Raw genomic sequence first — 23736 nt, forward strand, 5'->3', positions numbered from 1 at the left:
AAAAACATTTTAAGTTTACAAATAGGAGAAGCAAATATGAATACAAAAAACTTAGTTTTCGTCGCTTTATTTAGTTCTATTATGGGAGTGTTAGGGTTAATACCTCCGATTGCTCTTTCTATTACACCAGTTCCGATTACATTGCAATCACTCGGTGTTATGCTTGCGGGTGGGTTGTTAGGATCACGTCTAGGTGCGTTAAGTCAGCTTATTTTCTTACTTATTGTAGGAGTTGGAGCACCATTACTTGCTGGTGGACGTGGTGGCCTTGGTGTATTTGTTGGGCCAAGTGCAGGATATTTACTTGGTTACATCATTGGAGCGTTTGTTATTGGTTATTTAATTGAGCGTTTACGTGAAGTTTCTATTATAAAAGTATTATGTATTAATATAATTGGTGGTATTTTCGTAGTTTATGTATTTGGTATTACTGTACAAGCGTTTTTAATGAATGTTTCTGTATGGGAGACAATGAAAGTGAGTGCTGTGTTTTTACCAGGGGATTGTATAAAAGCAATTATTGCGGCAGTTCTCGTAACAAAATTACATCGTTCATTGAAACATATTATTACACCCGCTTTAAAGAATGGAAAATATACAAATGCGGGATGATAAAGGGAAGAAACACGTTTATTGCGTGTTTCTTTTTATTATTTTTGTAAAGAAAGGACGTCTCATATGGGGATTACAAAAGAATATAAAAAGCATGCCTCTTTACAACCAAATAAAATAGCGATAAAGGAAAATGATAGAGTTTTAACATATAAAGAGTGGTTTGAATCAGTTTGTAAAGTAGCAAGTTGGTTAAATGAAAAAAAATTGAAGAATAAAACGATAGCAATCCTATTAGAAAATCGTATAGAGTTTTTACAACTATTTTCTGGTGCCGCTATGGCCGGGTGGGTTTGTGTTCCGTTAGATATAAAGTGGAAACAAGATGAGCTCAGAGAAAGAATTGAAATTAGTAATCCGGATATGATTGTGACAGAACGATATAAGGTGAATGATCTATTGGATGAAGAAGGAAGAGTAATTGAAATTGATGAGTGGAAAAGAATGATAGAGAAATATCTTCCTACATATTCCACTGTAGAAAGTGTACAACATGCTCCTTTTTATATGGGATTTACATCAGGATCAACAGGAACAGCAAAAGCATTTTTACGTGCACAACAATCGTGGGTTCATAGTTTTGATTGTAATGTACATGACTTTTATATGAAAAGGGAGGATTCGATTTTAATAGCTGGGACGCTCGTTCATTCTCTTTTCTTATACGGGGCAATAAGCGCATTATATGTAGGACAAACAGTTCACATTATGAGAAAGTTCATTCTAAATCAAGTATTAGATCAGTTAGAAACTGAAAATATATCAGTTATGTATACAGTTCCGACAATGCTTGAATCTTTATATAAAGAAAATAGAGTAATAGAAAATAAAATGAAAATTATTTCATCAGGAGCGAAATGGGAAGCTGAAGCGAAAGAAAAAATAAAGAGTATATTTCCTTATGCGCAAAAATATGAATTTTATGGTGCATCGGAACTGAGTTTTGTAACAGCATTAATTGATGAAGAAAGTAAAAGAAAGCCAAATTCAGTAGGAAAACCTTGTCACAATGTGCAGGTTCAAATATGTAATGAAGTGGGAAAAGAAGTACCGAAAGGCGAGATAGGAACTGTTTATGTGAAAAGTGATCAGTTTTTTATGGGATACATAATAGATGGGGTTTTAACACGGGAGTTGAATGCAGAAGGCTGGATGACAGTGCGAGATGTAGGCTATGAAGATGAAGAAGGCTTTATATATATTGTTGGTAGAGAGAAGAATATGATTTTATTTGGAGGAATCAATATTTATCCAGAAGAAATAGAAAGTGTATTACATGAACACCCAGCTGTCGATGAAATAGTTGTAATTGGTGTGAAAGATAGTTACTGGGGTGAAAAGCCCGTCGCGATCGTAAAAGGAAGTGCTACGAAACAACAATTAAAGAGTTTTTGCTTACAGAGATTATCCTCTTTTAAAATACCGAAAGAATGGCATTTTGTAGATGGAATACCTTATACAAATAGTGGGAAAATCGCTCGTATGGAAGCAAAAAGTATGATTGAAAACCGGGAGAAAATATATGAATAGAGCAGTTATTGTAGAGGCGAAAAGAACACCTATTGGTAAGAAGAATGGGATGTTAAAAGAGTATGAAGTTCAGCAATTAGCAACGCCGCTTCTTACGTTTTTAAGTAAAGGGATTGAGAGGGAAATAGATGATGTCATATTAGGTAATGTTGTTGGGCCAGGAGGGAATATTGCGAGACTATCTGCTTTAGAGGCGGGACTTGGCTATCATATTCCTGGTGTAACGATTGATCGGCAATGTGGTGCTGGTTTAGAAGCAATTCGAACTGCGTGTCATTTCATTCAAGGCGGAGCAGGTAATTGCTATATTGCAGGAGGAGTAGAGAGTACAAGTACGTCACCTTTTCAAAAAAGAGCAAGATTTTCACCTGAAACAATTGGTGATCCTAATATGGGAGTAGCGGCTGAATATGTTGCAAATCGTTATAACATAACGAAAGAAATGCAAGACGAGTACGCTTGTCTTAGTTATAAGCGGACATTGCAAGCGTTAGAAAAAGGCTATATACATGATGAAATATTTTCTTTTAATGGATTATTAGATGAATCTATAAAGCCAGAAATGAATTATGAACGAATCATTAAAAGAACAAAGCCCGCATTTTTACAAAATGGTACAGTGACGGCAGGTAATTCATGTGGTGTAAATGATGGAGCATGTGCCGTTCTTGTAATGGAAGAAGGGCAAGCCCGAAAATTAGGATACAAACCTGTACTTCGTTTCGTTCGTAGTGCTGTAGTTGGAGTAGATCCCAATCTTCCAGGAACTGGTCCAATATTTGCGGTGAACAAATTATTAAACGAAATGAATATGAAAGTAGAGGACATCGATTATTTTGAAATAAATGAAGCATTCGCCTCAAAAGTTGTAGCTTGTGCAAAGGAGTTACAAATTCCGTATGAAAAATTAAATGTAAATGGTGGGGCAATTGCGCTCGGTCATCCGTACGGTGCATCTGGGGCTATGCTTGTAACACGTTTATTTTATCAGGCGCAAAGAGAGTGTATGAAATATGGAATTGCTACATTAGGAATTGGAGGCGGGATAGGGGTTGCGCTATTATTTGAGAAAGTAGAAGACTAGAAAGGAGCTAGTTTTCTACTTTTTGAGGAACATAAGCATTGCTACCAGGTTTTGCTTTTATTTCATTCCAAGCAGCAATCGCATCAGCTTTTGCTTTTCCTTTATTATTTGGATCTTCGAAAAAGTCACGAGTAAAGCGATTGTATTCAAACTGCGCACTAATAGTTGTTTTGTATGTAGGGTCTTTTTTTCGTTCGTTTTCTTCATGCCAAAAAGCTACCGCGTCTTCATATGTTTTTCCAACATTCTCTTTAAAAAGTTTTTGAAGAGCTACTGTAAAGCGGAAGTTTGTTCCGATTTTTTCTTTGAAAAAAGCACGAACATCTTCGCTACAGCGGTGATTTTTAGTAATAATCGTTTGAAGGGAAAGGTCTTTATAAGAGAGGGGAGCTTTGCTCACTTTTTGCACAGAGCTGTTTTTTAAGACTTTCCCCGTAGTTAAATAATGTGAGATACGCTCGGTTATTTCGGTCTTAGAGCCACTAGCTGGCAAACCATGCTCGCGACAAAATGTTTGCAGTTCTGCTTTTAACCAATAATAGTTTTGAAAATCTTTAAGTGATATAGATTTTGTTAAAGGTGGACGCATGAATATAACAACTTCTTTCTTCCATAATTTTCTTTAATTATAAAACGTATGTTCTTTTTGTGGAAGGATTAATTTGTAAATATAACAGGAAGAGGAGATTACATATGGAAAATGTAATGCAAGTTCGTATTACGGGAATTTTAATTGAAGATGAAAAAAAGTATTGCTAGTAAAGCAAAAAGTGGCTAATCGCGATTGGTCTTTACCTGGAGGAAGGGTAGAGAATGGTGAAACGTTAGAAGAAGCGATGATTCGAGAAATGAGAGAAGAAACGGGATTAGAAGTTAAAATTAAGAAGCTACTCTATGTTTGTGATAAACCAGATGCTAGTCCATCTTTGTTACATATTACGTTTCTGCTTGAAAGGATTGAAGGTGAAATTACACTACCTTCTAACGAGTTCGATCATAATCCGATTCATGATGTGCAAATGGTACCGATTAACGAATTAAGTTATTATGGTTTTTCGGAAACTTTTATCAATCTTATAAGTGGCGGTTTTGCAAATGCAGGAAGTTATCAAGGGTTAAAACGAAATATAGGCCTGTAAATATAGTTGAAGGATAGCCGTTAGCTATCCTTCATAAACATGTTTTACACTGCTGACTGTAAAGAAGAAACAAGCTGATTTAAAAACTCGTCCCCGTTCATCACCGCTTTTCCGCCGCCGCGTGCACTCTTTTTATTTCCGCCACCTTTTCCTTCAATTGCAGGAAGAGCATCTTTTAAAAGAGCATTCATATCGAGCGTTACTGTTTTTCCGCAAGCGAGAATACATTGTAGTTTGTCATCATTTTCAATAACGAAATACGTAATTGCATGCTCTTGTTGTTCTGTAATGATAGCTGATAGTTTTGCAATTTCTTGCATAGAACGATCTGTAAATGCTTTAGAAATAAGTAACCCAGCATGTATTTCGGTGGGCTGTTGCAGTAATTCATTTGCCTCTGCAAATAATAATTTTTCATTCATTGTTTGTATTGTTTTTTCGTTTTCCTTTTGAGCGGTAAGAAGCTGTGCTACTTTTGCTGGGATATCAGTTTCGCTACTGTTTAATTGTTTGGAAACATCTTTTATAATTTGTTGCTGTTGCCCCATTAATTTAAGTGTACGCCAACCAGCGATAAAGGTTAAGCGTATACCACCTTTATTGCGCTCCCATCCTAGTACTTGAATAGGACCAACTTCACCAGTGCATTTCGGATGGGTTCCACCACAGCCGTTGTAGTCGTAATTTTCGATAATAACAACACGTATATTCTCTGTCATAGTCGGTTCTTTACGAAGGGGCAATGTTTTCGCTTCTTCTAAGTTCATCCACTCTATACAGATTGGATGGTTTTCAAAAACTATATTGTTTGCAATTTGTACTGCTTTTTCAACCGTTTCTGCATGTAAATTTTCTGTTTCTAAATCAATTGTTACCGTTTCTTTACCAAGATGGAATCCAATCGTAGGTATGTTAAAATAATCCCAAAAAGCAGCAGATAAAATGTGCTGAGCCGCATGTTGTTGCATATGATCAAAACGGCGCTCCCAATTAATTTTACCTTCTACGTCTTCTGTATGTAATTGTTCTGCGATGTAGTGACGAATTTCTCCGTTTATCTCTTCTACATTGATTACATTTATATCATTTAATGTACCAGTATCATATGGTTGTCCGCCACCTGTCGGATAAAATGCTGTTTCATTCAAAACAACGTATAAGTTACCATCTTTATCATAATCTTGCTTTATAATTTTAGTAGTAAAGTCTTGCTTATAAGCGTCAGTGTAATATAATTTGTGTTCCAATTTTCTTTCTCCTCTCGCATTAACTAGTTTCATTGTAAAGCAATTGAAATTAGTTTCCTAATATTTCAGAAGAAAGAAACTATTTTTAGAATTTTCTTGCTATAATAAGGGAAAGAAAATGCGGGGGTGGAATAAATATGTTATATGAAAACGGCGTAGATAAACTGCTTAGTTTAAGCAGAAATATTTCCGAATTATATCGAGAATTAAACGAAATGACCCGGATTTTAACGGATTGTAATCGAGAAAGTGTGAAGTTTGATCGATTATATGTAAAAGAGTTACTTTGGAAGAAAGAAGATGTAATAGAGAAATATGACCAGCTACTTGTACAACTTTGTATTAACGAATGCTTTGATCTAAAAAGTGTCATTACAGGGGAATATAAGTATACATATGAAGAAGTAGAAAACATCGTTTTACAATTTAATGAAAAGTATAATGTCGTAATCTTAATTAAAGATGTGTGTAAAGAATTACAATTCACATATGGAATTGATATGGACATAACGAGAACAACTCGGGTATCAACAGCTCAAGTATAGAAAAAGGAAAAGAAAGCAGATCCTTTGCTTTCTTTTTTTGTGAAAATAGAGAGAGTAGGTTTAACGATGAAGGGGAAGTTACAGCATATTCATCCGCTTGGAATGAGTATTATTTTAGGGACATTGTTTGCTAGGTTTGCAACTTCAATGAGTATCCCTTTTTTAGCGATTTATTTAACGACTGTTAAAGGTGTATCAGCTGGAATGACTGGTGCTATTATCGGAACGAGTGCACTTGTTGGCGTTTTTGCTAGTTTTATCGGAGGGAATTTATCAGATCGATTTGGCCGGAAAACGATTATGCTCTGGTCCATGATTGTTTGGATTTTTGTGTTTATAGGTTTTTCACTTGCGGATCATGTTTTAAGTTTCTTTTTATTAAACGCTTTAAATGGATTATGTAGGTCGTTTTTTGAGCCAACATCAAGAGCATTATTATCAGATTTAACAAAGCCTGAGTATCGGTTACTCGTCTATAACTTACGATACGGTGCAATAAATGTTGGAGTTGCAATTGGACCAATTGTTGGATTACAGATTGGAAGTGCAAAATCAACAATTCCTTTTTTAGTAGCAGCTGGGGTATATATTCTATATACAGCTATATTAGCGTTCCAATTTAAGAAGTATCCAATGGAAAAAAAGAAAGTGAGGACAGAAAAACCTGTTACAATGCTAAATGCAATGCGTATATTGCGAAAAGATATAGTATTTTTAGTTGCTTTAGTCGGTATTATTTTGAGTAATTGCGGTTTTTCACATTTAACGACGACAGTATCTCAATATTTTGCAAATGCATATATATTTGAGGATGGAGTGAAGCTATTCTCATATATGCTCGCTTTAAATGCAATTGTTGTAGTGATTATCCAATACCCTGTTATTCAAATGTGCAAAAAGTATACACCGTTAACATCAATTATGGTGGGGACTTTATTTGTGAGCGGAGGATTGTTTGGCTTTGGAATAGTAGAATCTATGCTAGGTGCTGCCGTTTGTACAATTATTTTTACAATTGGAGAAGTATTAATGTTTTCAATGACGGATGTATTTATTGATGATATTGCTGTTGCGCATCTAAAAGGAACATACTTCGGTGCGATGGGCTTTTCGGGAATTGGAGCAGTAATAGGTCCGTGGTTTGGAGGAGTACTTCTCGATTACTACGGGTACCAAAATGGGTTTGCAGTATTTTCAGCACTAGCTATATTTTCAACTGTCGCATTTCCTGTGCTTTTAGTTACAAAAGGTTTATTGAAAAAAAGATATGATAGAAATTCTAATATAGAAATGCATGCGAAATAACATAAGCCCCAGTAACCAACTGGGGCTTAGTTTGTATTATATTAACTCTTAATTTGAAAAAAGAACTTTCTTTTCATGCTTATCAGCAACTTCATTTTTGGAAATATGAATGGCTAAAAATCCGTTTTCTAAGCAGGCTAGCATCTTTTTGTAAATGATAGTAGTAGGTAAAGGGATTGTTCGTTGTAAGGAAATGTTTTTATGAAGTATGCAAATAGCTAGGCCTGTCTCTAACTTTTTAATGAGTACATTTTGTTCTGAAACATTTTGTACATCTGTTTCCAAAATATATTCTTCTTCAGTTTCACAAAGGTCGATGTGAATTTGATTTGGAAAGCTAAAGTTACTATAAGAATCGGAACAAAATTGATCCATCCATTCTTCGAAACCATCAACATGAAAAAGACAATTCTTCTTTTTCTTGCCCATGTAAGACACCCTCCGTAAAATATCAATTCATATCATGTTATGCATGAATGAAACAGAGGTGAAGAATAAATGATGAAATACAAACATTTTATGTTGAATGTGCACTGTATGTGAATGTTTTTTATTACATATCATGATGTGCATGTTTTTTTTGGCGTGAATGGTTACGGTTTTTTACTTTATGAGATCCGCTTAATGGCTCAGGTTGTCCTTGTTTTTCTTTTGATTCACGGTTGTTTTTACCCATTGTATATGACACCTCCTCTTTCTTTTTAGAATGAGAGAAGTTGACGATTTTATACGAGAATGTTTTTAGAAAAAAAGGTAAAGATAAAGGGGACTAACTATTACAGAAAGGGGATTATATAATGCCATATCATAAAGATAAGCAACAAGCTTTTCAAGCGGCACAGCAAGGCGTTACACAAGCAGAAAATGCATTTAACAACATTGTGAAAAATGATCCAAACTACGGTCATGATTTAAAAGAATTACGCCAAGAGGTTCAGGAAGCATATGAACAAATTCAAAATGCACTAGAGGTAGCTTCAGAAACACAACGTCCACAACTTGAGCAATATGAAAATAATCTCCAAAATATAATGCGAAATGTAGATCAATTAGAAAAGTAAATGAGGTTGTTGTTTATTCGACAACCTTGCTGCTTTAGTAAACGTTATGCTAAAACAGAAAATTTTTCTATTCGTTTTTTCTTTGCTATGTGCAGTACATATATTTCAAGTGGAAAAAGTGGAAGCGAAAATGTTGCTCAGAAAAGAGTTAGAACCAACTGGTTATGTAACATGGGAAGTACCTAATAATGAAAAAATTATTGCAATTACATTTGATGATGGGCCAGATCCAACGTATACACCACAAGTTTTAGATTTATTACGTCAATATAAGGCGGAAGCGACATTTTTTATGATTGGATTTCGAGTTCAGCGTAATCCATATTTAGTGAAGCAAGTGTTAAAAGAGGGACATGAAATTGGAAATCATACGATGAATCATTTGTATGCGAGTAATTCGTCAGATGAAAAATTAGAAAATGATATTTTAGATGGAAAGAAATTTTTTGGAAAATGGGTGAAAGAACCTTTGCTATTCCGTCCTCCTGGCGGATATATTAACGATGCTGTATTTAAAACAGCGAAAGAGGCTGGCTATCAAACCGTTCTATGGTCGTGGCATCAAGACCCGCGTGATTGGGCAAATCCAGGGGTTGACTCCATTGTAAATCATGTAGTGAAAAATGCTAAAAGTGGCGATATTGTATTGTTACATGATGGAGGAAATGATCGTAGTCAAACGGTAGCAGCGCTAGCAAAAATTTTACCTGAGCTGAAAAAGCAGGGCTATCGATTTGTAACGGTTTCGGAATTACTACGTTATAAACATTAGAAAAAATCCCAAAAGGAAAATAGACCTTTTGGGATTTTTCTTTACTGGTTCTTTTTACGTTTCTTATTATTTTGTCGCTCTGCTGGAGTTAAAGGTTCGTTTGCAAATTCTTCATTGTAACCAGTTCCTTGTCCTTGTGCAGATGCAGCATTCATTCCTGAAATAGTATGATTTGCTTTTCTTTTACCCATTTTATTTCACCCCTATAACATTTTTTGTATGTTGAATGATGAGCAGTTCATAGTATGTATGAACTGTAAGTAAACCGCTGATAGAGCATTTTACTTTATGATAATAGTATTCATAAGGAGCATGAAAGCTATTCAAATTTAGAAACATAAAGAAAACTTATGATAATCTATAAGTTTCTTATTATTTACTTATTTAGAAAGTTGTAATAAGATATTATCGTAAGGTATTGAAAAGTTTGTCTACATTTTATATTCAGACAACTTAGTCACGTTTAACAGGGGGGAAACATAATGGTCAAACATAATCCATTTCAATCACGTGCAACTTTTGAAGTAGATGGAAAAACGTATCATTATTATGATTTGAAAGCGCTTGAAAATGCAGGGGTTGGCAACGTATCTCAATTACCATATTCCGTGAAAGTTTTACTTGAATCAGTACTTCGTCAAGTAGACGGACGTGTAATCACAGAAGAGCATGTTACAAATTTAGCGAAATGGGGAACGAAAGATGTTCAAGATATCGATGTTCCATTTAAACCATCTCGTGTAATTTTACAAGATTTCACTGGTGTTCCAGCTGTTGTTGATTTGGCTTCGCTTCGTAAAGCAATGGCAGACATGGGCGGAGATCCTGACAAAATTAATCCTGAAATTACTGTAGACCTTGTAATTGACCACTCTGTACAGGTTGATAGAGCGGGTACGGCAGACGCGCTTGCATTCAACATGGACTTAGAGTTTAAACGTAATGAAGAACGTTATAAATTTTTAAGCTGGGCACAAAAATCATTTGATAACTACCGTGCGGTTCCACCAGCTACAGGTATTGTACACCAAGTAAACCTTGAATATTTAGCACCAGTTGTTCATGCTGTGAAAAATGCTGAAGGTGATTTAGTTGCATATCCAGATTCGTTAGTTGGAACAGACTCACATACAACAATGATTAACGGTATCGGCGTTCTTGGATGGGGCGTTGGTGGTATTGAAGCAGAAGCAGGAATGCTTGGACAGCCTTCATACTTCCCGGTACCTGAAGTAATCGGTGTGAAATTAACTGGTACACTTCCAAGTGGTACTACAGCGACAGACGTTGCATTAAAAGTAACACAAGTATTACGTCAAAAAGGTGTAGTTGGTAAATTCGTTGAGTTCTTCGGAAATGGACTAAAGAGCATGCCTTTAGCTGACCGTGCAACAATTTCAAATATGGCACCAGAATACGGCGCAACTTGTGGATTCTTCCCAATCGATGATATTTCATTAGAATACTTACGTTTAACAGGTAGAGATGAAGAACAAATTCGCGTTGTTGAAGAATACTGTAAAGCGAACGGTTTATTCTATACAGCAGATAGTAAAGATCCAATCTATACTGATCTTGTTGAAATTGATTTAAATACAATCGAATCTAACCTTTCTGGACCGAAACGCCCACAAGATTTAATTCCACTTTCAGATATGAAAGATGCGTTCCACAAAGCTGTTGTAGCACCAGTTGGAACACAAGGACTTGGATTTAATGAGCAAGAGTTCGATAAAGAAGTGAAGGTTACATTAGAAGATAAAGAAGTAACGATGAAAACAGGTGCAATTGCAATCGCTGCAATTACAAGCTGTACAAATACATCAAACCCATACGTATTAATCGGGGCAGGTTTAGTTGCGAAGAAAGCAATTGAAAAAGGACTTAAAGTACCTGAGTATGTAAAAACATCATTAGCACCAGGATCAAAAGTTGTTACTGAATACTTAGATAAATCAGGTTTAACAACATATTTAGATCAATTAGGTTTCCAAACAGTTGGTTACGGCTGTACGACTTGTATCGGTAACTCTGGTCCATTAGCGCCAGAATTAGAAGAAGCAATCGCAGCAAACGACTTACTAGTAACATCTGTTTTATCTGGTAACCGTAACTTTGAAGGTCGTATTCATCCACTTGTAAAAGCAAACTACTTAGCATCACCACCACTAGTTGTGGCATATGCACTTGCAGGTACTGTTGATATTGACCTGAAAAATGATGAAATCGGTAAAGATGCAAATGGCAATGCTGTTTACTTCAACGATATTTGGCCATCAGCTAAAGAAATTGAAGATGTAGTTCAAAACGTTGTTACATCTGAACTGTTCAAGAAAGAATATGCACAAGTATTTAACAGCAATGAGCGCTGGAATGAAATCCAAACTTCAAACGAAGCTTTATATACTTGGGATAATGATTCAACATACATTCAAAACCCGCCATTCTTTGAAGGTTTATCTAAAGAGCCAGGTGAAGTCGAAACATTATCAGGCCTACGCGTAGTTGGTAAATTTGGTGACTCTGTAACGACAGACCACATTTCACCAGCAGGTTCAATCGGTAAGCATACACCAGCTGGACGCTACTTATTAGAAAACGGCGTACAACCAGTTGACTTTAACTCTTACGGTTCTCGTCGTGGTAACCATGAAGTTATGATGCGTGGTACATTCGCAAACATCCGTATTAAAAACCAAATCGCACCAGGAACAGAAGGCGGATATACAACATATTGGCCAACTGGTGAAGTAACATCTATCTATGATGCTGCTATGAAATATAAAGAAGATGGAACAGGTCTTCTAGTTGTTGCTGGTAAAGATTACGGTATGGGAAGTTCTCGTGACTGGGCTGCGAAAGGTACTAACTTATTAGGTATTAAAGCAGTAATCGCAGAAAGCTTCGAACGTATTCACCGCAGTAACTTAGTGTTAATGGGTGTACTACCGCTTCAATTTAAAGATGGCGAAAGTGCTGAAACGTTAGGTCTTGTTGGTAACGAGTCATTTGAAATTCAAATCGACAAAACAGTTAGACCACGCGATCTTGTAAAAGTAGTTGCAACTGATGCAGATGGCAACGAAAAACAATTTGAAGTAGTAGCTCGTTTCGATAGTGAAGTTGAAATTGACTACTACCGTCACGGTGGTATTCTGCAAATGGTTCTTCGTGAGAAAATTGAAGAATCTAAAGTATCGAACTAAATTATTGAAATGAACAATAAGGAAGCTAACAATAGTTAGCTTCCTTATTTTATGGAAAGGGATGAAACCATTTGGTTTCATCCCTTTCTTTTTACTATAAAAATGGAGGAAACGTCATGACAGAGTATAAAAGAATATTGTTGCCGTTACGACAAGAGAAAATATTAGTAATAGCAGCTGTATGTAGTGGGATAATTGCTGCCATTTTAAATTTATCACGCCCAATTTTCATGGGGTTAATTGTAGACAATCTTATTCAAAGGGAGCTAAAAGGTGCGTATTTATATATAGCCTTGTTTGCGGGTAGTCGCTTTTTAATGTGGGCGAACAATCTTTTATTTGATTATATAAGTTCAAAAGCGAGTCAACGTATATTACAAACGAAACGTATAGAATTATTACGTAACTATTTCTCATTACCGTTTGAAGAGAGTGAGAAGATTAAGCAAGGAGAGTTAGAAACTTTGGTCGTGTCTGATATTCCGAACTGGGTCAGATTATATGGCTCTATATTAATAGAATATATACACGCTATTGCCCAATTTATTGGGGCTTTCATAGCACTACAACATATAGATATACAGTTTATATTGTGGGTAACTCCGTTTTTATTTTTAAGTACAATTGTTCCAATACTGATGGGAGAAAAGGTAAGAGATATTGCAAGCGTTGCTCAAAAAAATCACTCAAGTGTTGTAGAGATGGTGTCACAGTTTGTAAAGGGGATACAAGATTTGCGGAGTTTACAAAAAGAAAAATGGGCAATTCGCTTATTTAAAAGAGTAACGGCACAATCGTATAAATCGGAAGTAAAGAAGACGATGATGCAACATTGTATTGGAGTAGTTGGAACGGTGATTGAAACAGGAGCATATATCCTTGTTCTCATTATAGGTGCACAAAAAATAATGAGGGGAGAAATAGAAGTTGGTTCACTCATTGCAGTGTTAGCGACAATTGAGATGCTCTTTTTCCCTGTCCGTTATGTGGGCGATTTATTAATAATGACACAAGTTGCAGTCGCTTCGGCAAATAGAGCTTTTTGCTTTTTAAATAAACGAGCAGCAGATAGCAATGTAGAAAGAGCGATGGGGATCAGGATAACAAATGTTTCATTTCAGGAGAATGATGGAGAGAAATGTAGAATTCATAATATCGATTTACAAATTCATCCTGGTGAACTCGTTATTATTGTGGGAGAAAGCGGTGCAGGAAAAACAACGCTTTTAAAGTTAATAACGGGCTTGTATAAACCATCTAACGGTAGCATTGCTTATTATGGTAATGAAGCTCGTATGACTACAGTGTGGCAAGAACCACGTTTTTTCCGAACGACGGTAACAGAGAATATGTATTTCGGGGAAGAGGGTTTAGAAAATCAGCTAGAAAAAAATAGTGAACTTATAAATGCAACGCCGATTATTAGAGGGTTACCTGAAGGGAGTCAAACTGTGCTACATAAAAGCGGTGAAGAGTTTTCAGGAGGCGAAAGAAAACGTCTTGCCTTATTGCGAGCGATTGTATCAAATCCAACTCTTATTATTTTAGATGAACCGACGGCTGGGTTAGATCCGGGCAATCAAGAATTGGTTTGGAATATGATTGAAGGGATAGGAAGAGATGTAACGAGAATTGTGGCAACACATGATGTAGAGAGAGCGATGATAGCAGATTGTGTTGTTGTCATGAAGAATGGGATTATTGTGGAATGTGGGAATCCTAGAGAATTATTAAATTGCAACTCATTGTACAATGAGTTGCAAACAAAAAGATAAGAGATATGTAATGCTCTTATCTTTAGTCCGCTATTTGCCGGGTAGCCCGATTGGTGAGGGCTGATTAAAGTTTCACTTTATTCGGTCTCATTAAGTTGATAAGTATAAGAATTCGGATCACTAGAATTAACTTCTTTGACGAGAGTAAGTTGATTTGTATCTGGATTATATTTAAAAATCTTAATTGTATGTTCGCTATTTAGTAATGGATTATATTCTTGAATAGCGAATGTATTTTCCGCAATTTGTGTCATATTACTGGTGGGAACATTTTCTATGGAATCATGATTTGTAGAAATTTCAACGACTTTTTCACTGTTGAAAAATAAAAGAACGATTACTAAAATAACTAAGCATATTCGTATATAGCGTAGCTCTTTTGTGATAGGGTGTTCTCCCAAAACAATCATCCTTTCTATAACTATTCTATAGTAGTAATGGTAGTCATTGTGAAAAAAGTAATAATGCCGAGGCCTGCCAAAAGGATAAATGAGATTAATGCGATATAGAGACAAATACGTCCAACTTGTTTTTTTAGGATCTTTACTAAATAGTGAGATAATCCATGTGATAATTCCGATTGGGAAAAATATAAAACTAAGAATATATAGAAGTATTTTTTCAAATAAATTCATGAGAGCTCCTTTCATTGTAAAATGTTCCGTGTATTTCTAATTATATGATTAAAAGGTAAATATTTCATATTATTTATAAAAATTCTGATTATTTAGAATGTGAATATTTTCAAGCTTGTCCGTATAAGCTAAAATAAGGTATATAGCATCTGAATGGATATATTAAAAGAAGATAAACACGTTAGGGTGATATAACATGTGGCGGAAGCTTATGATTATTGTAGTGTTACTTTGTTTAGCGGGATATGCAGCTTATGAACAGTTTGGTCATAAAGAGCAGGCGGTAAAAGTGAAGCAAGAAAAAAGTGAAGTTGCTATGAAAGAGATGATCGCAAGGAATGGTATTGAGATAGGGAAGAGTGCACCGGACTTTGAATTAACTAAGTTAGATGGGACAAATGTAAAGTTATCGGATTTAAAAGGAAAGAAAGTAATTTTAAACTTTTGGGCTACGTGGTGTGGACCATGTCAGCAAGAAATGCCGGATATGGAGGCTTTCTATAAAGAACATAAAGAAAACGTAGAAATTTTAGCGATCAATTATACGCCTTCAGAAAAAGGTGGGGGGGAAGAGAAGGTAAGCAATTTTGCTAAAGAAAAAGGAATTACTTTTCCTATTTTATTGGACAAGAACATTGATGTGACAACAGCGTATAAAGTAATTACGATTCCAACTTCGTATTTTATAGATACAAAAGGTGTCATTCAAGATAAGTTTATTGGGCCGATGACACAAAAAGAGATGGAGAAAAGAGTTGCTAAATTAAAATAATGGTGAAAAGGTAGAGATGGAGAGTTCCCATTTCTGCCTTTTCTTTTTCAAGTAGTAATCACTTCATGATATGATGTAAGAAATATAAACGTTTAGAGATAAAGGAGTGTATGGAGTGGGGAATGTATCCTTACCGTTAGATTATGTTGTAATTGATTTTGAAACAACAGGATTTAACCCTTATAATGATAAAATTATTCAAGTTGCAGCGGTGAAATATCGTAATCATGAACTGGTAGATCAATTTGTTTCATACGTGAATCCAGAGCGGCCAATTCCGGACCGAATAACGAGTTTAACAGGTATTACCAATTATCGCGTTTCAGATGCACCGACGATTGAAGAAGTGTTACCTTTATTTTTAGCATTTTTACATACAAATGTTATTGTGGCCCATAATGCTTCTTTTGATATGCGCTTTTTGAAAAGTAATGTAAATATGCTGGGGCTGCCTGAACCTAAAAATAAAGTAATTGATACTGTATTTTTAGCGAAGAAATACATGAAGCATGCGCCTAATCATAAACTTGAAACGTTAAAACGAATGCTTGGAATTCGTTTAAGCTCTCATAATGCATTTGACGATTGCATTACGTGTGCTGCTGTTTATCAAAAGTGTGCAGCTATTGAAGAAGAAAGACAGAGAAAAGTAAATAAGGTCTCACTTGATGAAATTGTAGTATACGAAGCGGTGAAAGAAATGCTTGCACGTAATAAACGTAATGTAGAATGGCTACGTTGTATGAACGTAGGAAGTTATTTAGATATAAAAGCTTTTTATCCAGTTATGAGATTAAAGGTAAAAGGGCGAAAGAAATATGTATTAACAGAGATATTAGAAGAAGATGTGAAAGAAATATGTACAAGTTTAAAATGTGAACCGGCGTTAAAAAGTGAAGTTGGTAATACGAGAATTATGCTTAATAGCTTAGAGGATGTTATGAAATTAGAAAGTTATATTTTAGAGCAGTATGATTTTGTATTACAGGCGCTTCATGATTATAAAGAAAATGAAATGAATGCAGATGAAAAGTTGAAAGAGTATTTAAATATTATGGTATAAAAAACTCCGTGTGCAATATATTGTACACGGAGTTTTTTTAGGAGTACTAAAACATAAAATTTTCTTACAAATCTGATTAAAGAGTTTTTTGTTTGCTCATACTATGTAATAAGAAAGCGAAGGAGAGAGGGTGAACAACATGAGAAGAAGTCGCCGTAAATCGTTTGAAGAACTTGTAAATGAAAATAAACAACAATTATTAAGCGATCGTGAGGCAATTGATCGCATTGAAGAGCGCATTGAAAAACGTTATGAAATGAAACTTTTTAAGCAAGCTGAATAATTCTTAACACTAGTACGATACTAGTGTTAAGGAGGCGATAGTAATGGGTAATCCGAAAAAAAATTCAAAAGACTTTGCACCAAATCATATTGGAACACAATCGAAAAAAGCTGGTGGAAATAAAGGAAAGCAAATGCAAGATCAAACAGGTAAACAACCGATTGTTGATAATGGTTAAAGAAAAGGAGAATATTACATTCTCCTTTTTTATGTATAAATTTGAGGAAAGATAGGTAATTTAAGATGGTGTGTATATACAATATTAGGAGGGAAGTACATGCCAAATCCAGATAATCGAAGTGACAACGCTGAAAAGTTACAAGAAATGGTGCAAAATACAGTTGATAACTTTAATGAAGCAAAAGAAACAGCGGAACTTTCTAATGAAAAAGATCGTGCTGCTATTGAAGCAAAAAATCAAAGACGTTTAGAAAGTATTGACTCATTAAAAAGTGAAATCAAAGATGAATCTTAACAAAATGTACAAAAAGGGCTGACTTTTGTCAGCCCTTTTTCGTAATCGTAAAGTTTTCAACAAGTAAACGCCAATTTTGTGGAAATGGCAAGCCAATCTTCCAATAACTAATACCGCCAATGCCCTGCTCTTTCATTAAATTGAATTTACTTTGAATAGACCTCGCATCTTCAAACCAAACTTCATGTTGTACGCCATTTTCGTCAAAGTAATTAAAATGTGGAGCTTGAGCTGTGAAATCATAGCGGATAGGAACATTATATTTACGAGCAAGTGCAACAGCTGCGACAGAGCTAACTGCTTTTGCTGGTGGATTCCCTTGTTTGAACGGAAGTTTCCAATCGAATCCGTATAAGTTTTGCCCCATCATAATTTTTTGGGGAGGCATTTGAGATTTTGCGTATTGAAGTACTTCTTTTACAGGACCGATAGGAGAGATTGCCATTGGTGGCCCGCCCTGCCAACCCCAGTCATATGTCATAATGACGACGAAATCAACAATTTGCCCTTGCGCTTTATAATCATGGGCTTCGAAAAATTTTCCCTTTTGATTTGAACTTGTTTTCGGTACGAGAGTTGTGCTTAATGTGTACCCGCTAGGTAAGCGTGTTTTTACATTTCGTAAAAAGCGATTATATGCCTCGCGGTCTTCGGGTGCTACACTCTCGAAATCGAAATGAATGTCTCGCATGCCATATTTTTCAGCTGTTTGCAAAATGTTAGTAATAAATTTGTTTTGAATCGTTGCGTCGCGTAAAATAACCGATGTTAGATCGGCACTGAAATTACCATTTTCAATATTTGTAATAACGAGCATAGGGATTGTTTGCCCTTGCGTTGCAATATTAGCAATTTTAGCTGTTTCAGTAGGTTCTTTTAATGTGCCATCTCTTTTTGCCTCAAAACTAAAATAAGCTAAATATGTTAAAAATGGATTGATGGCACGTGTAGCATTAACTAAACTCTCTTTAATCGGTATAGTGGAAGGTTGTAAATAAGCGATGGATTCTACAGCTCGTTTTGTGCCTTTTGGTACATATAATTGTTGTCCGACATGGAGAATAGATTTTAAAGATAAATTATTAACTTTAGCTAAACTAGCGAGGGGGACATTATATGTTTGAGAAATCCGATAGAGGCTGTCACCAGGCTGTACATAATAATTATTTCCTTTTGTATTAACGATAAGTGCCTGACCAACAACGAGCGTTTCAGCTGGATTTAGTCCATTGTCTTTTACTATTTCGTCAGGTGTCGATCCATATTTTGATGCCAAGCTATATACGCTATCACCGCTACGAACCGTTACAATTTGAATCATATGCTGGCTCCTTTCAGTAAAAGATTCACTGTTTTTATTTTATTTTTGATGTTACTGTATTATGATTAAATGTATGCAAGGCAGCAGAAGTGAAAGAAGGCGAATACATATGTTTGTAGCAGAACATGAAGTTGAAATCCGTTATGCGGAAACAGATCAAATGGGTGTTGTTTACCATTCAAACTACTTAGTGTGGCTTGAGTTAGGTCGCACGAAACTTATACAAGATTTAGGTTTTTCATATGTTGAAATGGAGAAAGAAGGAATTATTTCTCCTGTGTTAGATTTACAAATTTCATATCGTAAAGCGATGCGTTACGGAGAAAAAGCAATCGTAAAAACATGGGTAGATACTGTGAGCCCACTTCGCGTTGTATATGGATATGAAATATATAATGGTGATGGTGAACTGTGTATTACTGCAAGTACGACGAATATTTGTGCGAAAAAAGAAGGGTTCCGTCCTGTATCATTTAAAAAGTTATATCCTGAGTGGTATGCGAAATATGAGGAAATTAAGAAAAAATAAAAAAGCGTGGCAGAAGCCACGTTTTTTTATTTTTCATAATTAAATTGTGGGAAGTCGTCACCTTCGTTAAGTGTAACAGATAAATTATGTCCATCGAAGAACCATTCATCATCGCCTTCAATAAAGAAGTTAATGCCTTCTTCTTGAATTTGAACAGCAGGGTGTGCAGGATCATCTTTACGAATACCTAAAGAAAGTCCTTTTTGCACAGTACTGCAACCACCGTATTGTACGAAAAAGCGTAGTGTTTCATTTGATTGTAAGTTTAATTCATTTTTATACCATTGTGCTGCTTCTTTTGTTACGGAAAGATTCATGTATAGTTCCTCCAAATTATGTTGCTTTTTCTTTAGTATAAAAAATAACGCAAAAAGACGCTATTAATATGCTTCACGTTTTCTTTTTGCGTTATGTGGGTTACGATCTTATTTTTGCTTTTTTGAAAAGTTTGCTTTTGGTTCAGTTTTATTTATAATTCGTCCGATATTTGCACGGTGTTTATAAATAACCATACCTGCTAATAAACACATCGCAATAATGAAGATTTTATCCCCGCTAACAATGGATGCAATAACAGCAACAACTGCTGTTACCATAGAAGAAAGTGATACGTATCTTGTTGTAAATAAAAGGGTGAAAAATACAACAGCCAATATTGCAAAAACAACTGGTGAATAGCATAATAGTACCCCAGCAGAAGTTGCAACTGCTTTACCACCGCGGAATTTCGCGAAGATTGGATAGACATGTCCAAGAACAGCCGCTAACCCGAACCATAGTGGGTGAATATCTAATCCGAAAATCATTGGTAGACTTGTTGCTAAAGTCCCTTTTAAAATGTCAGCAATTGTAACGGTAAAACCTGCTTTTTTCCCTAATGTGCGGAATGTGTTTGTTCCGCCTAGATTACCGCTCCCGTGCTCACGAATATCGATTCCGTAGCCAATTTTTCCAACAACTAGTGCAAATGGAATCGAGCCAAGTAAGTAGGCAACGATAAATAAAAGATATGTAGTAACCATAAGTTCAGTCTCCTTTATTCAAATGTGTTGATAAAGGGTAAAAAGAGTTTTTCCCGTATATTGTACCATACATTTGTAAAGAGCACATTTCTTTTTTGTAAATGAAAAATTCATTATTTCGTGAAAAAAATTTCACAGTAATGTTACATTTCTCACAGAAACAGTAAGACTATATGTAGTAACATTTTAATCAAAAGATAACAACATATTGGTGGAGGGTTATAAATGTTACAAAATAATACACGTGGAGAAGAAGAATTAATGAAAGTGTTCGAGACAATAGTCCACGGCAATGAACAAGATTTAATGCAAGAAAATGCAAATGTAGACGGCCGCTCTCCAATGGGCGTAATGGGAACCTTCGCATCTGAGAGTGCAAAATATTATGCTGTTGAGAATTTATTGTCAGATCAAGTGAAAAAAGCAATAAATGAAAATATATTATATCCACATGATTTAGATTTTTATGCGACAGGAACGACGACTTGTTCACAAATTCCGTTAGCACAAATGCTTGCTAACGGTTTTCATACGGGGCATGGACATATGAGACAACCGCAAGACATTAAAAGTGCATTGGCTCTTGCGTCTATTATTTTTCAAGCGAATCAAAATATGCAGCATGGTGGTCAATCGTTTGCACTCTTTGATATTGATTTAGCACCTTATGTACGAAAAACAATTGAGAGACATAAAAAACGATTACAATCATATCCGCTTACGAAAGAACAAATAGAAGAATTTGCATGGAAAGAAACGGAAAATGATACGTATCAAGCGTGTGAGGCTTTCGTTCATAATTCGAATAGTATGCATAGTAGGGGCGGAGGACAAGTCCCGTTTATTTCTATTAATTACGGAACAGATACATCAAAAGAAGGAAGAATGTTAATTAAACAACTTTTAAAAGCGACACAAGCTGGACTTGGTAAAGGAGAGACACCGATTTTTCCAATTCAAATTTTCAAGATGAAAAAAGGTGTGAATTTTGAAGAAAGTGATCCGAACTACGATTTATTTGAATTAGCATTAGAGACAACCGCAGAGCGATTATTCCCTAACTTTTCATTTTTAGATGCGCCGTTTAATGCAGTGCATTATGATGGAAGACCAGAAAGTGAAGTATGTTACATGGGATGTCGTACCCGTGTTATGTCTAATATACATGGAGAAGAAACAGCGATTGGTAGAGGGAATTTATCATTTACGTCTATTAATTTAGTGAAATTAGCGTTAATTAGTGGTTCAAAAGAAGCGTTTTTTGAAGCGCTAAACTATTATTTAGATTTAGGAATTAAGCAGCTATTAGAAAGATATGCGTATCAATGTACGAAGCGAGCAAGAGATTTTCAGTTTTTATATTCACAAGGTGTATGGCGTGGTGGAGAAACGTTGCAGCCTGAAGACTCCGTAGCCTCGATTTTAAAACAAGGGACGTTAAGTATTGGTTTTATCGGTCTTGCGGAATGTTTAGTAGCTTTAACAGGAAAGCATCATGGGGAAGATGAAGAATCATGGAAACTTGGGTATGAAATTATTTCCTTTATGAGAGATAGAATGGATAAAGCGACAGAAGAACATCAACTGAATTTCTCAGTAATTGCAACTCCAGCAGAAGGATTATCAGGGAAGTTTGTGAAAAAAGATAGAGAAGAATTTGGTGAAATTAGCGGTATAACGAACCATAATTACTATACGAATTCATTCCATATTCCAGTTTATTATAACATTCAAGCGATAAATAAAATCCGTTTAGAGGGCCCGTTCCATGCTCTCTGTAATGGAGGACACATTACTTATATTGAACTAGACGGAGCAGCAATGCATAACAAAAAGGCATTAAAACAAATTGTACAAGCTATGGCAGAACATGGCGTTGGATATGGTTCAATTAATCATCCTGTTGACCGTTGTAAGTGCTGTAGTTATCACGGGGTTATTGGGAATGAATGTCCAAGTTGCGGGAATGAAGATGAGGCTAATATAGAAAGAATTCGCCGTATAACAGGCTATCTTGTAGGAGATATGTCGAAGTGGAATAGTGCGAAACGTAGTGAAGAGATAGATCGGGTGAAACATAAATGAAAGTGATGAATATTATTCATGATAGTGTAGTAGATGGAGAAGGATTGCGGACAGTCGTGTTTTTTGCGGGCTGTCCGCATCGTTGCGTTGGTTGCCATAATCCGAAATCATGGAATATTTGCAATGGAACGGAAATGACAGTAGAAGAAATTGTGAAAGAGATTGCAAGTAATCCATTAACTGATGTAACATTTTCAGGTGGAGATCCATTTTTTCAAGCTGCTGAAGTGAAAAAGGTAGCAAAAATCGTGAAAGATTTTAAAAAAAACCTATGGATGTATACAGGTTATACGTTAGAAGAGATACAGAGTTCTCAAAATAATGATATGATAGAGTTGTTACATTATGGGGATGTTTTAGTCGATGGAAGGTTTGAAATTGAGAAAAAAGATTTAACACTTCCATTTCGCGGAAGCTCCAATCAACGTATTATTCGATTGAAAGAGTAAAAAGGCGGGATAGATGATATGAATAAAACAGTATTGCTTGTTGAAGATGAAAGAAGATTACGTGAAATTGTTAGTGATTATTTTCGTAATGAAGGCTTTGAAGTAATCGAAGCAGAAGATGGAAAAAAAGCGTTAGAGTTATTTGCAGAGCATGAAATTGATTTAATTATGTTAGATATTATGTTACCAGAAATAGATGGATGGTCTGTTTGTAGAAGAATTAGAAAAGAATCAGCAGTACCAATTATTATGTTGACAGCACGTTCGGATGAGGATGATACATTGCTAGGTTTCGAATTAGGTGCAGACGAGTATGTAACGAAACCATTTAGCCCGAAAGTATTAGTAGCTCGTGCAAAGACGTTATTGAAACGTGCGGATGGTGCGGTAGGAGTAGCGGAAGAAAATGCTATGTCTTTAGCTGGAATAGAAGTAAATCGTCTATCTAGAACTGTTTTAGTAGATGGAGAAGAAATTATATTGACACATAAAGAATTTGAACTTCTTGTGTATTTAATGGAGAACAAAGGAATCGTGTTATCACGTCAACATTTATTAGATCAGTTATGGGGATATGACTATTACGGTGATGACCGAACGGTTGATACCCATATTAAAAAACTTCGAAATAAGCTAGGAGATAAAGCGAAGCATATCGGTACTGTTATTCGAGTTGGTTATAAATTTGAAGAATAATCTAGAACGATTTGTGTAATTTAGCCTAGGGAAATGGCGATTTTATACTCTCTTTTGAAGGTAGAATGTACAAAAAATACTTTTTTTGTCTACAATGTTAGATAGGAGTATTTTTTTAATTAGATTTCAC

Annotated in this window: 27 protein-coding genes and 2 pseudogenes; 19 read left to right on the plus strand and 10 right to left on the minus strand. The window is 35.5% G+C overall.

The window, feature by feature from the left end; translation table 11 throughout:
• The first annotated feature begins 36 nt into the window (after positions 1-36).
• From MR143_RS11725 to MR143_RS11735, 3 genes are all read left to right on the plus strand, one after another.
• Complete coding sequence (locus MR143_RS11725; RefSeq protein ID WP_001093336.1) at positions 37-612, plus strand: biotin transporter BioY; 576 nt, start codon at positions 37-39, stop codon at positions 610-612.
• Positions 613-678: 66 nt separating this feature from the next.
• A complete protein-coding gene (locus MR143_RS11730; protein WP_000513148.1) occupies positions 679-2142 on the plus strand; it encodes an acyl-CoA synthetase in 1464 nt (487 codons plus the stop codon).
• Entirely contained in the window at positions 2135-3226 is a 1092-nt protein-coding gene (locus tag MR143_RS11735; RefSeq protein WP_001077995.1) for an acetyl-CoA C-acyltransferase, read from the plus strand. The genes MR143_RS11730 and MR143_RS11735 overlap by 8 nt, the downstream gene beginning before the upstream one ends.
• A gap of 7 nt (positions 3227-3233) precedes the next feature.
• Here the strand turns inward: MR143_RS11735 and MR143_RS11740 are convergent, their stop codons facing one another.
• Complete coding sequence (locus MR143_RS11740) at positions 3234-3815, minus strand: DUF6434 domain-containing protein (RefSeq protein ID WP_001247757.1); 582 nt, start codon at positions 3813-3815, stop codon at positions 3234-3236.
• Between the two features lie 104 nt (positions 3816-3919).
• Here MR143_RS11740 and MR143_RS11745 point away from each other — a divergent pair.
• A pseudogene (locus MR143_RS11745) lies at positions 3920-4365 on the plus strand (NUDIX hydrolase).
• Positions 4366-4409: 44 nt separating this feature from the next.
• Here the strand turns inward: MR143_RS11745 and MR143_RS11750 are convergent.
• On the minus strand, positions 4410-5612 hold the full coding sequence (locus tag MR143_RS11750; protein WP_000400376.1) for a serine-tRNA(Ala) deacylase AlaX: 1203 nt from the start codon (positions 5610-5612) through the stop codon (positions 4410-4412).
• A 137-nt stretch (positions 5613-5749) separates the two neighbouring features.
• Here MR143_RS11750 and MR143_RS11755 point away from each other — a divergent pair, with 137 nt between their 5' ends.
• Positions 5750-6157 carry a hypothetical protein gene (locus MR143_RS11755; protein ID WP_000965150.1) on the plus strand — a complete coding sequence of 136 codons (408 nt, stop codon included), beginning with the start codon at positions 5750-5752 and terminating at the stop codon, positions 6155-6157.
• Between the two features lie 66 nt (positions 6158-6223).
• The gene (locus MR143_RS11760) at positions 6224-7462 is read left to right on the plus strand and encodes an MDR family MFS transporter (protein WP_000676809.1); all 1239 of its coding nucleotides are present in this window, start codon (positions 6224-6226) and stop codon (positions 7460-7462) included.
• A 48-nt stretch (positions 7463-7510) separates the two neighbouring features.
• Here the strand turns inward: MR143_RS11760 and MR143_RS11765 are convergent, their stop codons facing one another.
• Complete coding sequence (locus MR143_RS11765; protein WP_000516756.1) at positions 7511-7891, minus strand: Hsp20/alpha crystallin family protein; 381 nt, start codon at positions 7889-7891, stop codon at positions 7511-7513.
• 124 nt (positions 7892-8015) lie between these two features.
• A complete protein-coding gene (locus MR143_RS11770; RefSeq protein ID WP_000517653.1) occupies positions 8016-8138 on the minus strand; it encodes a small acid-soluble spore protein P in 123 nt (40 codons plus the stop codon).
• Between the two features lie 121 nt (positions 8139-8259).
• Between MR143_RS11770 and MR143_RS11775 the strand changes: the two genes are divergently transcribed.
• Together MR143_RS11775 and pdaB are read left to right on the plus strand one after the other, a co-directional pair.
• Positions 8260-8523: a hypothetical protein gene (locus tag MR143_RS11775; RefSeq protein WP_001146295.1), complete on the plus strand. Its 264-nt coding sequence runs from the start codon at positions 8260-8262 to the stop codon at positions 8521-8523.
• A 46-nt stretch (positions 8524-8569) separates the two neighbouring features.
• Complete coding sequence (gene pdaB / locus MR143_RS11780) at positions 8570-9295, plus strand: polysaccharide deacetylase family sporulation protein PdaB (protein ID WP_102947840.1); 726 nt, start codon at positions 8570-8572, stop codon at positions 9293-9295.
• 41 nt (positions 9296-9336) lie between these two features.
• Here the strand turns inward: pdaB and sspO are convergent, their stop codons facing one another.
• Positions 9337-9486, minus strand: a complete 150-nt coding sequence (gene sspO / locus MR143_RS11785; protein WP_000518057.1) for an acid-soluble spore protein SspO — start codon at positions 9484-9486, stop codon at positions 9337-9339.
• Between the two features lie 291 nt (positions 9487-9777).
• On the opposite strand from sspO, the gene acnA reads away from it, so the two are divergent.
• Together acnA and MR143_RS11795 are read left to right on the plus strand one after the other, a co-directional pair.
• Positions 9778-12501 carry an aconitate hydratase AcnA gene (gene acnA, locus MR143_RS11790; protein ID WP_000238559.1) on the plus strand — a complete coding sequence of 908 codons (2724 nt, stop codon included), beginning with the start codon at positions 9778-9780 and terminating at the stop codon, positions 12499-12501.
• A 116-nt stretch (positions 12502-12617) separates the two neighbouring features.
• Complete coding sequence (locus MR143_RS11795; protein WP_000141524.1) at positions 12618-14276, plus strand: ABC transporter ATP-binding protein; 1659 nt, start codon at positions 12618-12620, stop codon at positions 14274-14276.
• A gap of 77 nt (positions 14277-14353) precedes the next feature.
• Here MR143_RS11795 and MR143_RS11800 read toward each other — a convergent pair whose 3' ends face one another.
• Positions 14354-14686 carry a YmzC family protein gene (locus MR143_RS11800; RefSeq protein WP_074593090.1) on the minus strand — a complete coding sequence of 111 codons (333 nt, stop codon included), beginning with the start codon at positions 14684-14686 and terminating at the stop codon, positions 14354-14356.
• Positions 14687-14697: 11 nt separating this feature from the next.
• Positions 14698-14911, minus strand: a pseudogene (locus MR143_RS11805) (hypothetical protein).
• Between the two features lie 196 nt (positions 14912-15107).
• Here MR143_RS11805 and MR143_RS11810 point away from each other — a divergent pair.
• The 5 genes from MR143_RS11810 (at position 15108) to tlp (ending at position 17504) form a co-directional block, all read left to right on the plus strand.
• Entirely contained in the window at positions 15108-15683 is a 576-nt protein-coding gene (locus MR143_RS11810; RefSeq protein ID WP_000269041.1) for a TlpA family protein disulfide reductase, read from the plus strand.
• Between the two features lie 115 nt (positions 15684-15798).
• Positions 15799-16746, plus strand: a complete 948-nt coding sequence (locus MR143_RS11815) for a 3'-5' exonuclease (RefSeq protein ID WP_199717652.1) — start codon at positions 15799-15801, stop codon at positions 16744-16746.
• A gap of 139 nt (positions 16747-16885) precedes the next feature.
• Positions 16886-17029 carry an FbpB family small basic protein gene (locus tag MR143_RS11820; RefSeq protein WP_001254703.1) on the plus strand — a complete coding sequence of 48 codons (144 nt, stop codon included), beginning with the start codon at positions 16886-16888 and terminating at the stop codon, positions 17027-17029.
• Between the two features lie 43 nt (positions 17030-17072).
• The gene (gene sspN, locus MR143_RS11825; protein ID WP_000527987.1) at positions 17073-17207 is read left to right on the plus strand and encodes an acid-soluble spore protein SspN; all 135 of its coding nucleotides are present in this window, start codon (positions 17073-17075) and stop codon (positions 17205-17207) included.
• Between the two features lie 99 nt (positions 17208-17306).
• A complete protein-coding gene (gene tlp / locus MR143_RS11830; RefSeq protein ID WP_001133511.1) occupies positions 17307-17504 on the plus strand; it encodes a small acid-soluble spore protein Tlp in 198 nt (65 codons plus the stop codon).
• A gap of 28 nt (positions 17505-17532) precedes the next feature.
• On the opposite strand, the gene MR143_RS11835 is transcribed toward tlp, so the two are convergent.
• A complete protein-coding gene (locus tag MR143_RS11835) occupies positions 17533-18825 on the minus strand; it encodes a glycoside hydrolase family 18 protein (RefSeq protein ID WP_000614862.1) in 1293 nt (430 codons plus the stop codon).
• 109 nt (positions 18826-18934) lie between these two features.
• Between MR143_RS11835 and MR143_RS11840 the strand changes: the two genes are divergently transcribed.
• A complete protein-coding gene (locus MR143_RS11840) occupies positions 18935-19354 on the plus strand; it encodes an acyl-CoA thioesterase (protein WP_000495812.1) in 420 nt (139 codons plus the stop codon).
• 26 nt (positions 19355-19380) lie between these two features.
• Here the strand turns inward: MR143_RS11840 and MR143_RS11845 are convergent, their stop codons facing one another.
• Both MR143_RS11845 and plsY read right to left on the minus strand, forming a co-directional pair.
• The gene (locus MR143_RS11845; protein WP_001054453.1) at positions 19381-19671 is read right to left on the minus strand and encodes a HesB/YadR/YfhF family protein; all 291 of its coding nucleotides are present in this window, start codon (positions 19669-19671) and stop codon (positions 19381-19383) included.
• A 108-nt stretch (positions 19672-19779) separates the two neighbouring features.
• A complete protein-coding gene (gene plsY, locus MR143_RS11850) occupies positions 19780-20376 on the minus strand; it encodes a glycerol-3-phosphate 1-O-acyltransferase PlsY (RefSeq protein ID WP_000258974.1) in 597 nt (198 codons plus the stop codon).
• Between the two features lie 225 nt (positions 20377-20601).
• Here plsY and MR143_RS11855 point away from each other — a divergent pair, with 225 nt between their 5' ends.
• The 3 genes from MR143_RS11855 to MR143_RS11865 are packed head-to-tail and all read left to right on the plus strand — an operon-like array spanning position 20602 to position 23606.
• Positions 20602-22461, plus strand: a complete 1860-nt coding sequence (locus MR143_RS11855) for an anaerobic ribonucleoside triphosphate reductase (RefSeq protein WP_000940062.1) — start codon at positions 20602-20604, stop codon at positions 22459-22461.
• Positions 22458-22910 (plus strand): anaerobic ribonucleoside-triphosphate reductase activating protein, encoded by a 453-nt coding sequence (gene nrdG, locus MR143_RS11860; protein WP_000867074.1) that lies wholly within the window; start codon positions 22458-22460, stop codon positions 22908-22910. Before MR143_RS11855 ends, nrdG begins: the two co-directional genes overlap by 4 nt.
• 18 nt (positions 22911-22928) lie before the next feature.
• Complete coding sequence (locus MR143_RS11865; RefSeq protein WP_001044679.1) at positions 22929-23606, plus strand: response regulator transcription factor; 678 nt, start codon at positions 22929-22931, stop codon at positions 23604-23606.
• Positions 23607-23736: the final 130 nt, after the last annotated feature.

Origin of the sequence: Bacillus cereus group sp. BfR-BA-01347 (assembly GCF_022663835.1) — a bacterium.
Lineage (GTDB): Bacteria > Bacillota > Bacilli > Bacillales > Bacillaceae_G > Bacillus_A > Bacillus_A thuringiensis_K.

What these genes read in the sequence shown, in the direction of transcription:
- MR143_RS11835 (WP_000614862.1), bottom strand. Translation starts at nt 18,825, where the DNA reads ATGATTCAAATTGTAACGGTTCGTAGCGGTGATAGCGTATATAGCTTG.
- MR143_RS11795 (WP_000141524.1), top strand. Translation starts at nt 12,618, where the DNA reads ATGACAGAGTATAAAAGAATATTGTTGCCGTTACGACAAGAGAAAATA.
- MR143_RS11765 (WP_000516756.1), bottom strand. Translation starts at nt 7,891, where the DNA reads ATGGGCAAGAAAAAGAAGAATTGTCTTTTTCATGTTGATGGTTTCGAA.
- MR143_RS11775 (WP_001146295.1), top strand. Translation starts at nt 8,260, where the DNA reads ATGCCATATCATAAAGATAAGCAACAAGCTTTTCAAGCGGCACAGCAA.
- MR143_RS11800 (WP_074593090.1), bottom strand. Translation starts at nt 14,686, where the DNA reads ATGATTGTTTTGGGAGAACACCCTATCACAAAAGAGCTACGCTATATA.
- pdaB (WP_102947840.1), top strand. Translation starts at nt 8,570, where the DNA reads ATGCTAAAACAGAAAATTTTTCTATTCGTTTTTTCTTTGCTATGTGCA.
- nrdG (WP_000867074.1), top strand. Translation starts at nt 22,458, where the DNA reads ATGAAAGTGATGAATATTATTCATGATAGTGTAGTAGATGGAGAAGGA.
- MR143_RS11845 (WP_001054453.1), bottom strand. Translation starts at nt 19,671, where the DNA reads ATGAATCTTTCCGTAACAAAAGAAGCAGCACAATGGTATAAAAATGAA.
- MR143_RS11725 (WP_001093336.1), top strand. Translation starts at nt 37, where the DNA reads ATGAATACAAAAAACTTAGTTTTCGTCGCTTTATTTAGTTCTATTATG.
- MR143_RS11755 (WP_000965150.1), top strand. Translation starts at nt 5,750, where the DNA reads ATGTTATATGAAAACGGCGTAGATAAACTGCTTAGTTTAAGCAGAAAT.
- MR143_RS11810 (WP_000269041.1), top strand. Translation starts at nt 15,108, where the DNA reads ATGTGGCGGAAGCTTATGATTATTGTAGTGTTACTTTGTTTAGCGGGA.
- MR143_RS11865 (WP_001044679.1), top strand. Translation starts at nt 22,929, where the DNA reads ATGAATAAAACAGTATTGCTTGTTGAAGATGAAAGAAGATTACGTGAA.
- MR143_RS11770 (WP_000517653.1), bottom strand. Translation starts at nt 8,138, where the DNA reads ATGGGTAAAAACAACCGTGAATCAAAAGAAAAACAAGGACAACCTGAG.
- MR143_RS11855 (WP_000940062.1), top strand. Translation starts at nt 20,602, where the DNA reads ATGTTACAAAATAATACACGTGGAGAAGAAGAATTAATGAAAGTGTTC.
- MR143_RS11840 (WP_000495812.1), top strand. Translation starts at nt 18,935, where the DNA reads ATGTTTGTAGCAGAACATGAAGTTGAAATCCGTTATGCGGAAACAGAT.
- MR143_RS11820 (WP_001254703.1), top strand. Translation starts at nt 16,886, where the DNA reads ATGAGAAGAAGTCGCCGTAAATCGTTTGAAGAACTTGTAAATGAAAAT.
- sspN (WP_000527987.1), top strand. Translation starts at nt 17,073, where the DNA reads ATGGGTAATCCGAAAAAAAATTCAAAAGACTTTGCACCAAATCATATT.
- acnA (WP_000238559.1), top strand. Translation starts at nt 9,778, where the DNA reads ATGGTCAAACATAATCCATTTCAATCACGTGCAACTTTTGAAGTAGAT.
- sspO (WP_000518057.1), bottom strand. Translation starts at nt 9,486, where the DNA reads ATGGGTAAAAGAAAAGCAAATCATACTATTTCAGGAATGAATGCTGCA.
- MR143_RS11730 (WP_000513148.1), top strand. Translation starts at nt 679, where the DNA reads ATGGGGATTACAAAAGAATATAAAAAGCATGCCTCTTTACAACCAAAT.
- MR143_RS11760 (WP_000676809.1), top strand. Translation starts at nt 6,224, where the DNA reads ATGAAGGGGAAGTTACAGCATATTCATCCGCTTGGAATGAGTATTATT.
- tlp (WP_001133511.1), top strand. Translation starts at nt 17,307, where the DNA reads ATGCCAAATCCAGATAATCGAAGTGACAACGCTGAAAAGTTACAAGAA.
- MR143_RS11740 (WP_001247757.1), bottom strand. Translation starts at nt 3,815, where the DNA reads ATGCGTCCACCTTTAACAAAATCTATATCACTTAAAGATTTTCAAAAC.
- plsY (WP_000258974.1), bottom strand. Translation starts at nt 20,376, where the DNA reads ATGGTTACTACATATCTTTTATTTATCGTTGCCTACTTACTTGGCTCG.
- MR143_RS11735 (WP_001077995.1), top strand. Translation starts at nt 2,135, where the DNA reads ATGAATAGAGCAGTTATTGTAGAGGCGAAAAGAACACCTATTGGTAAG.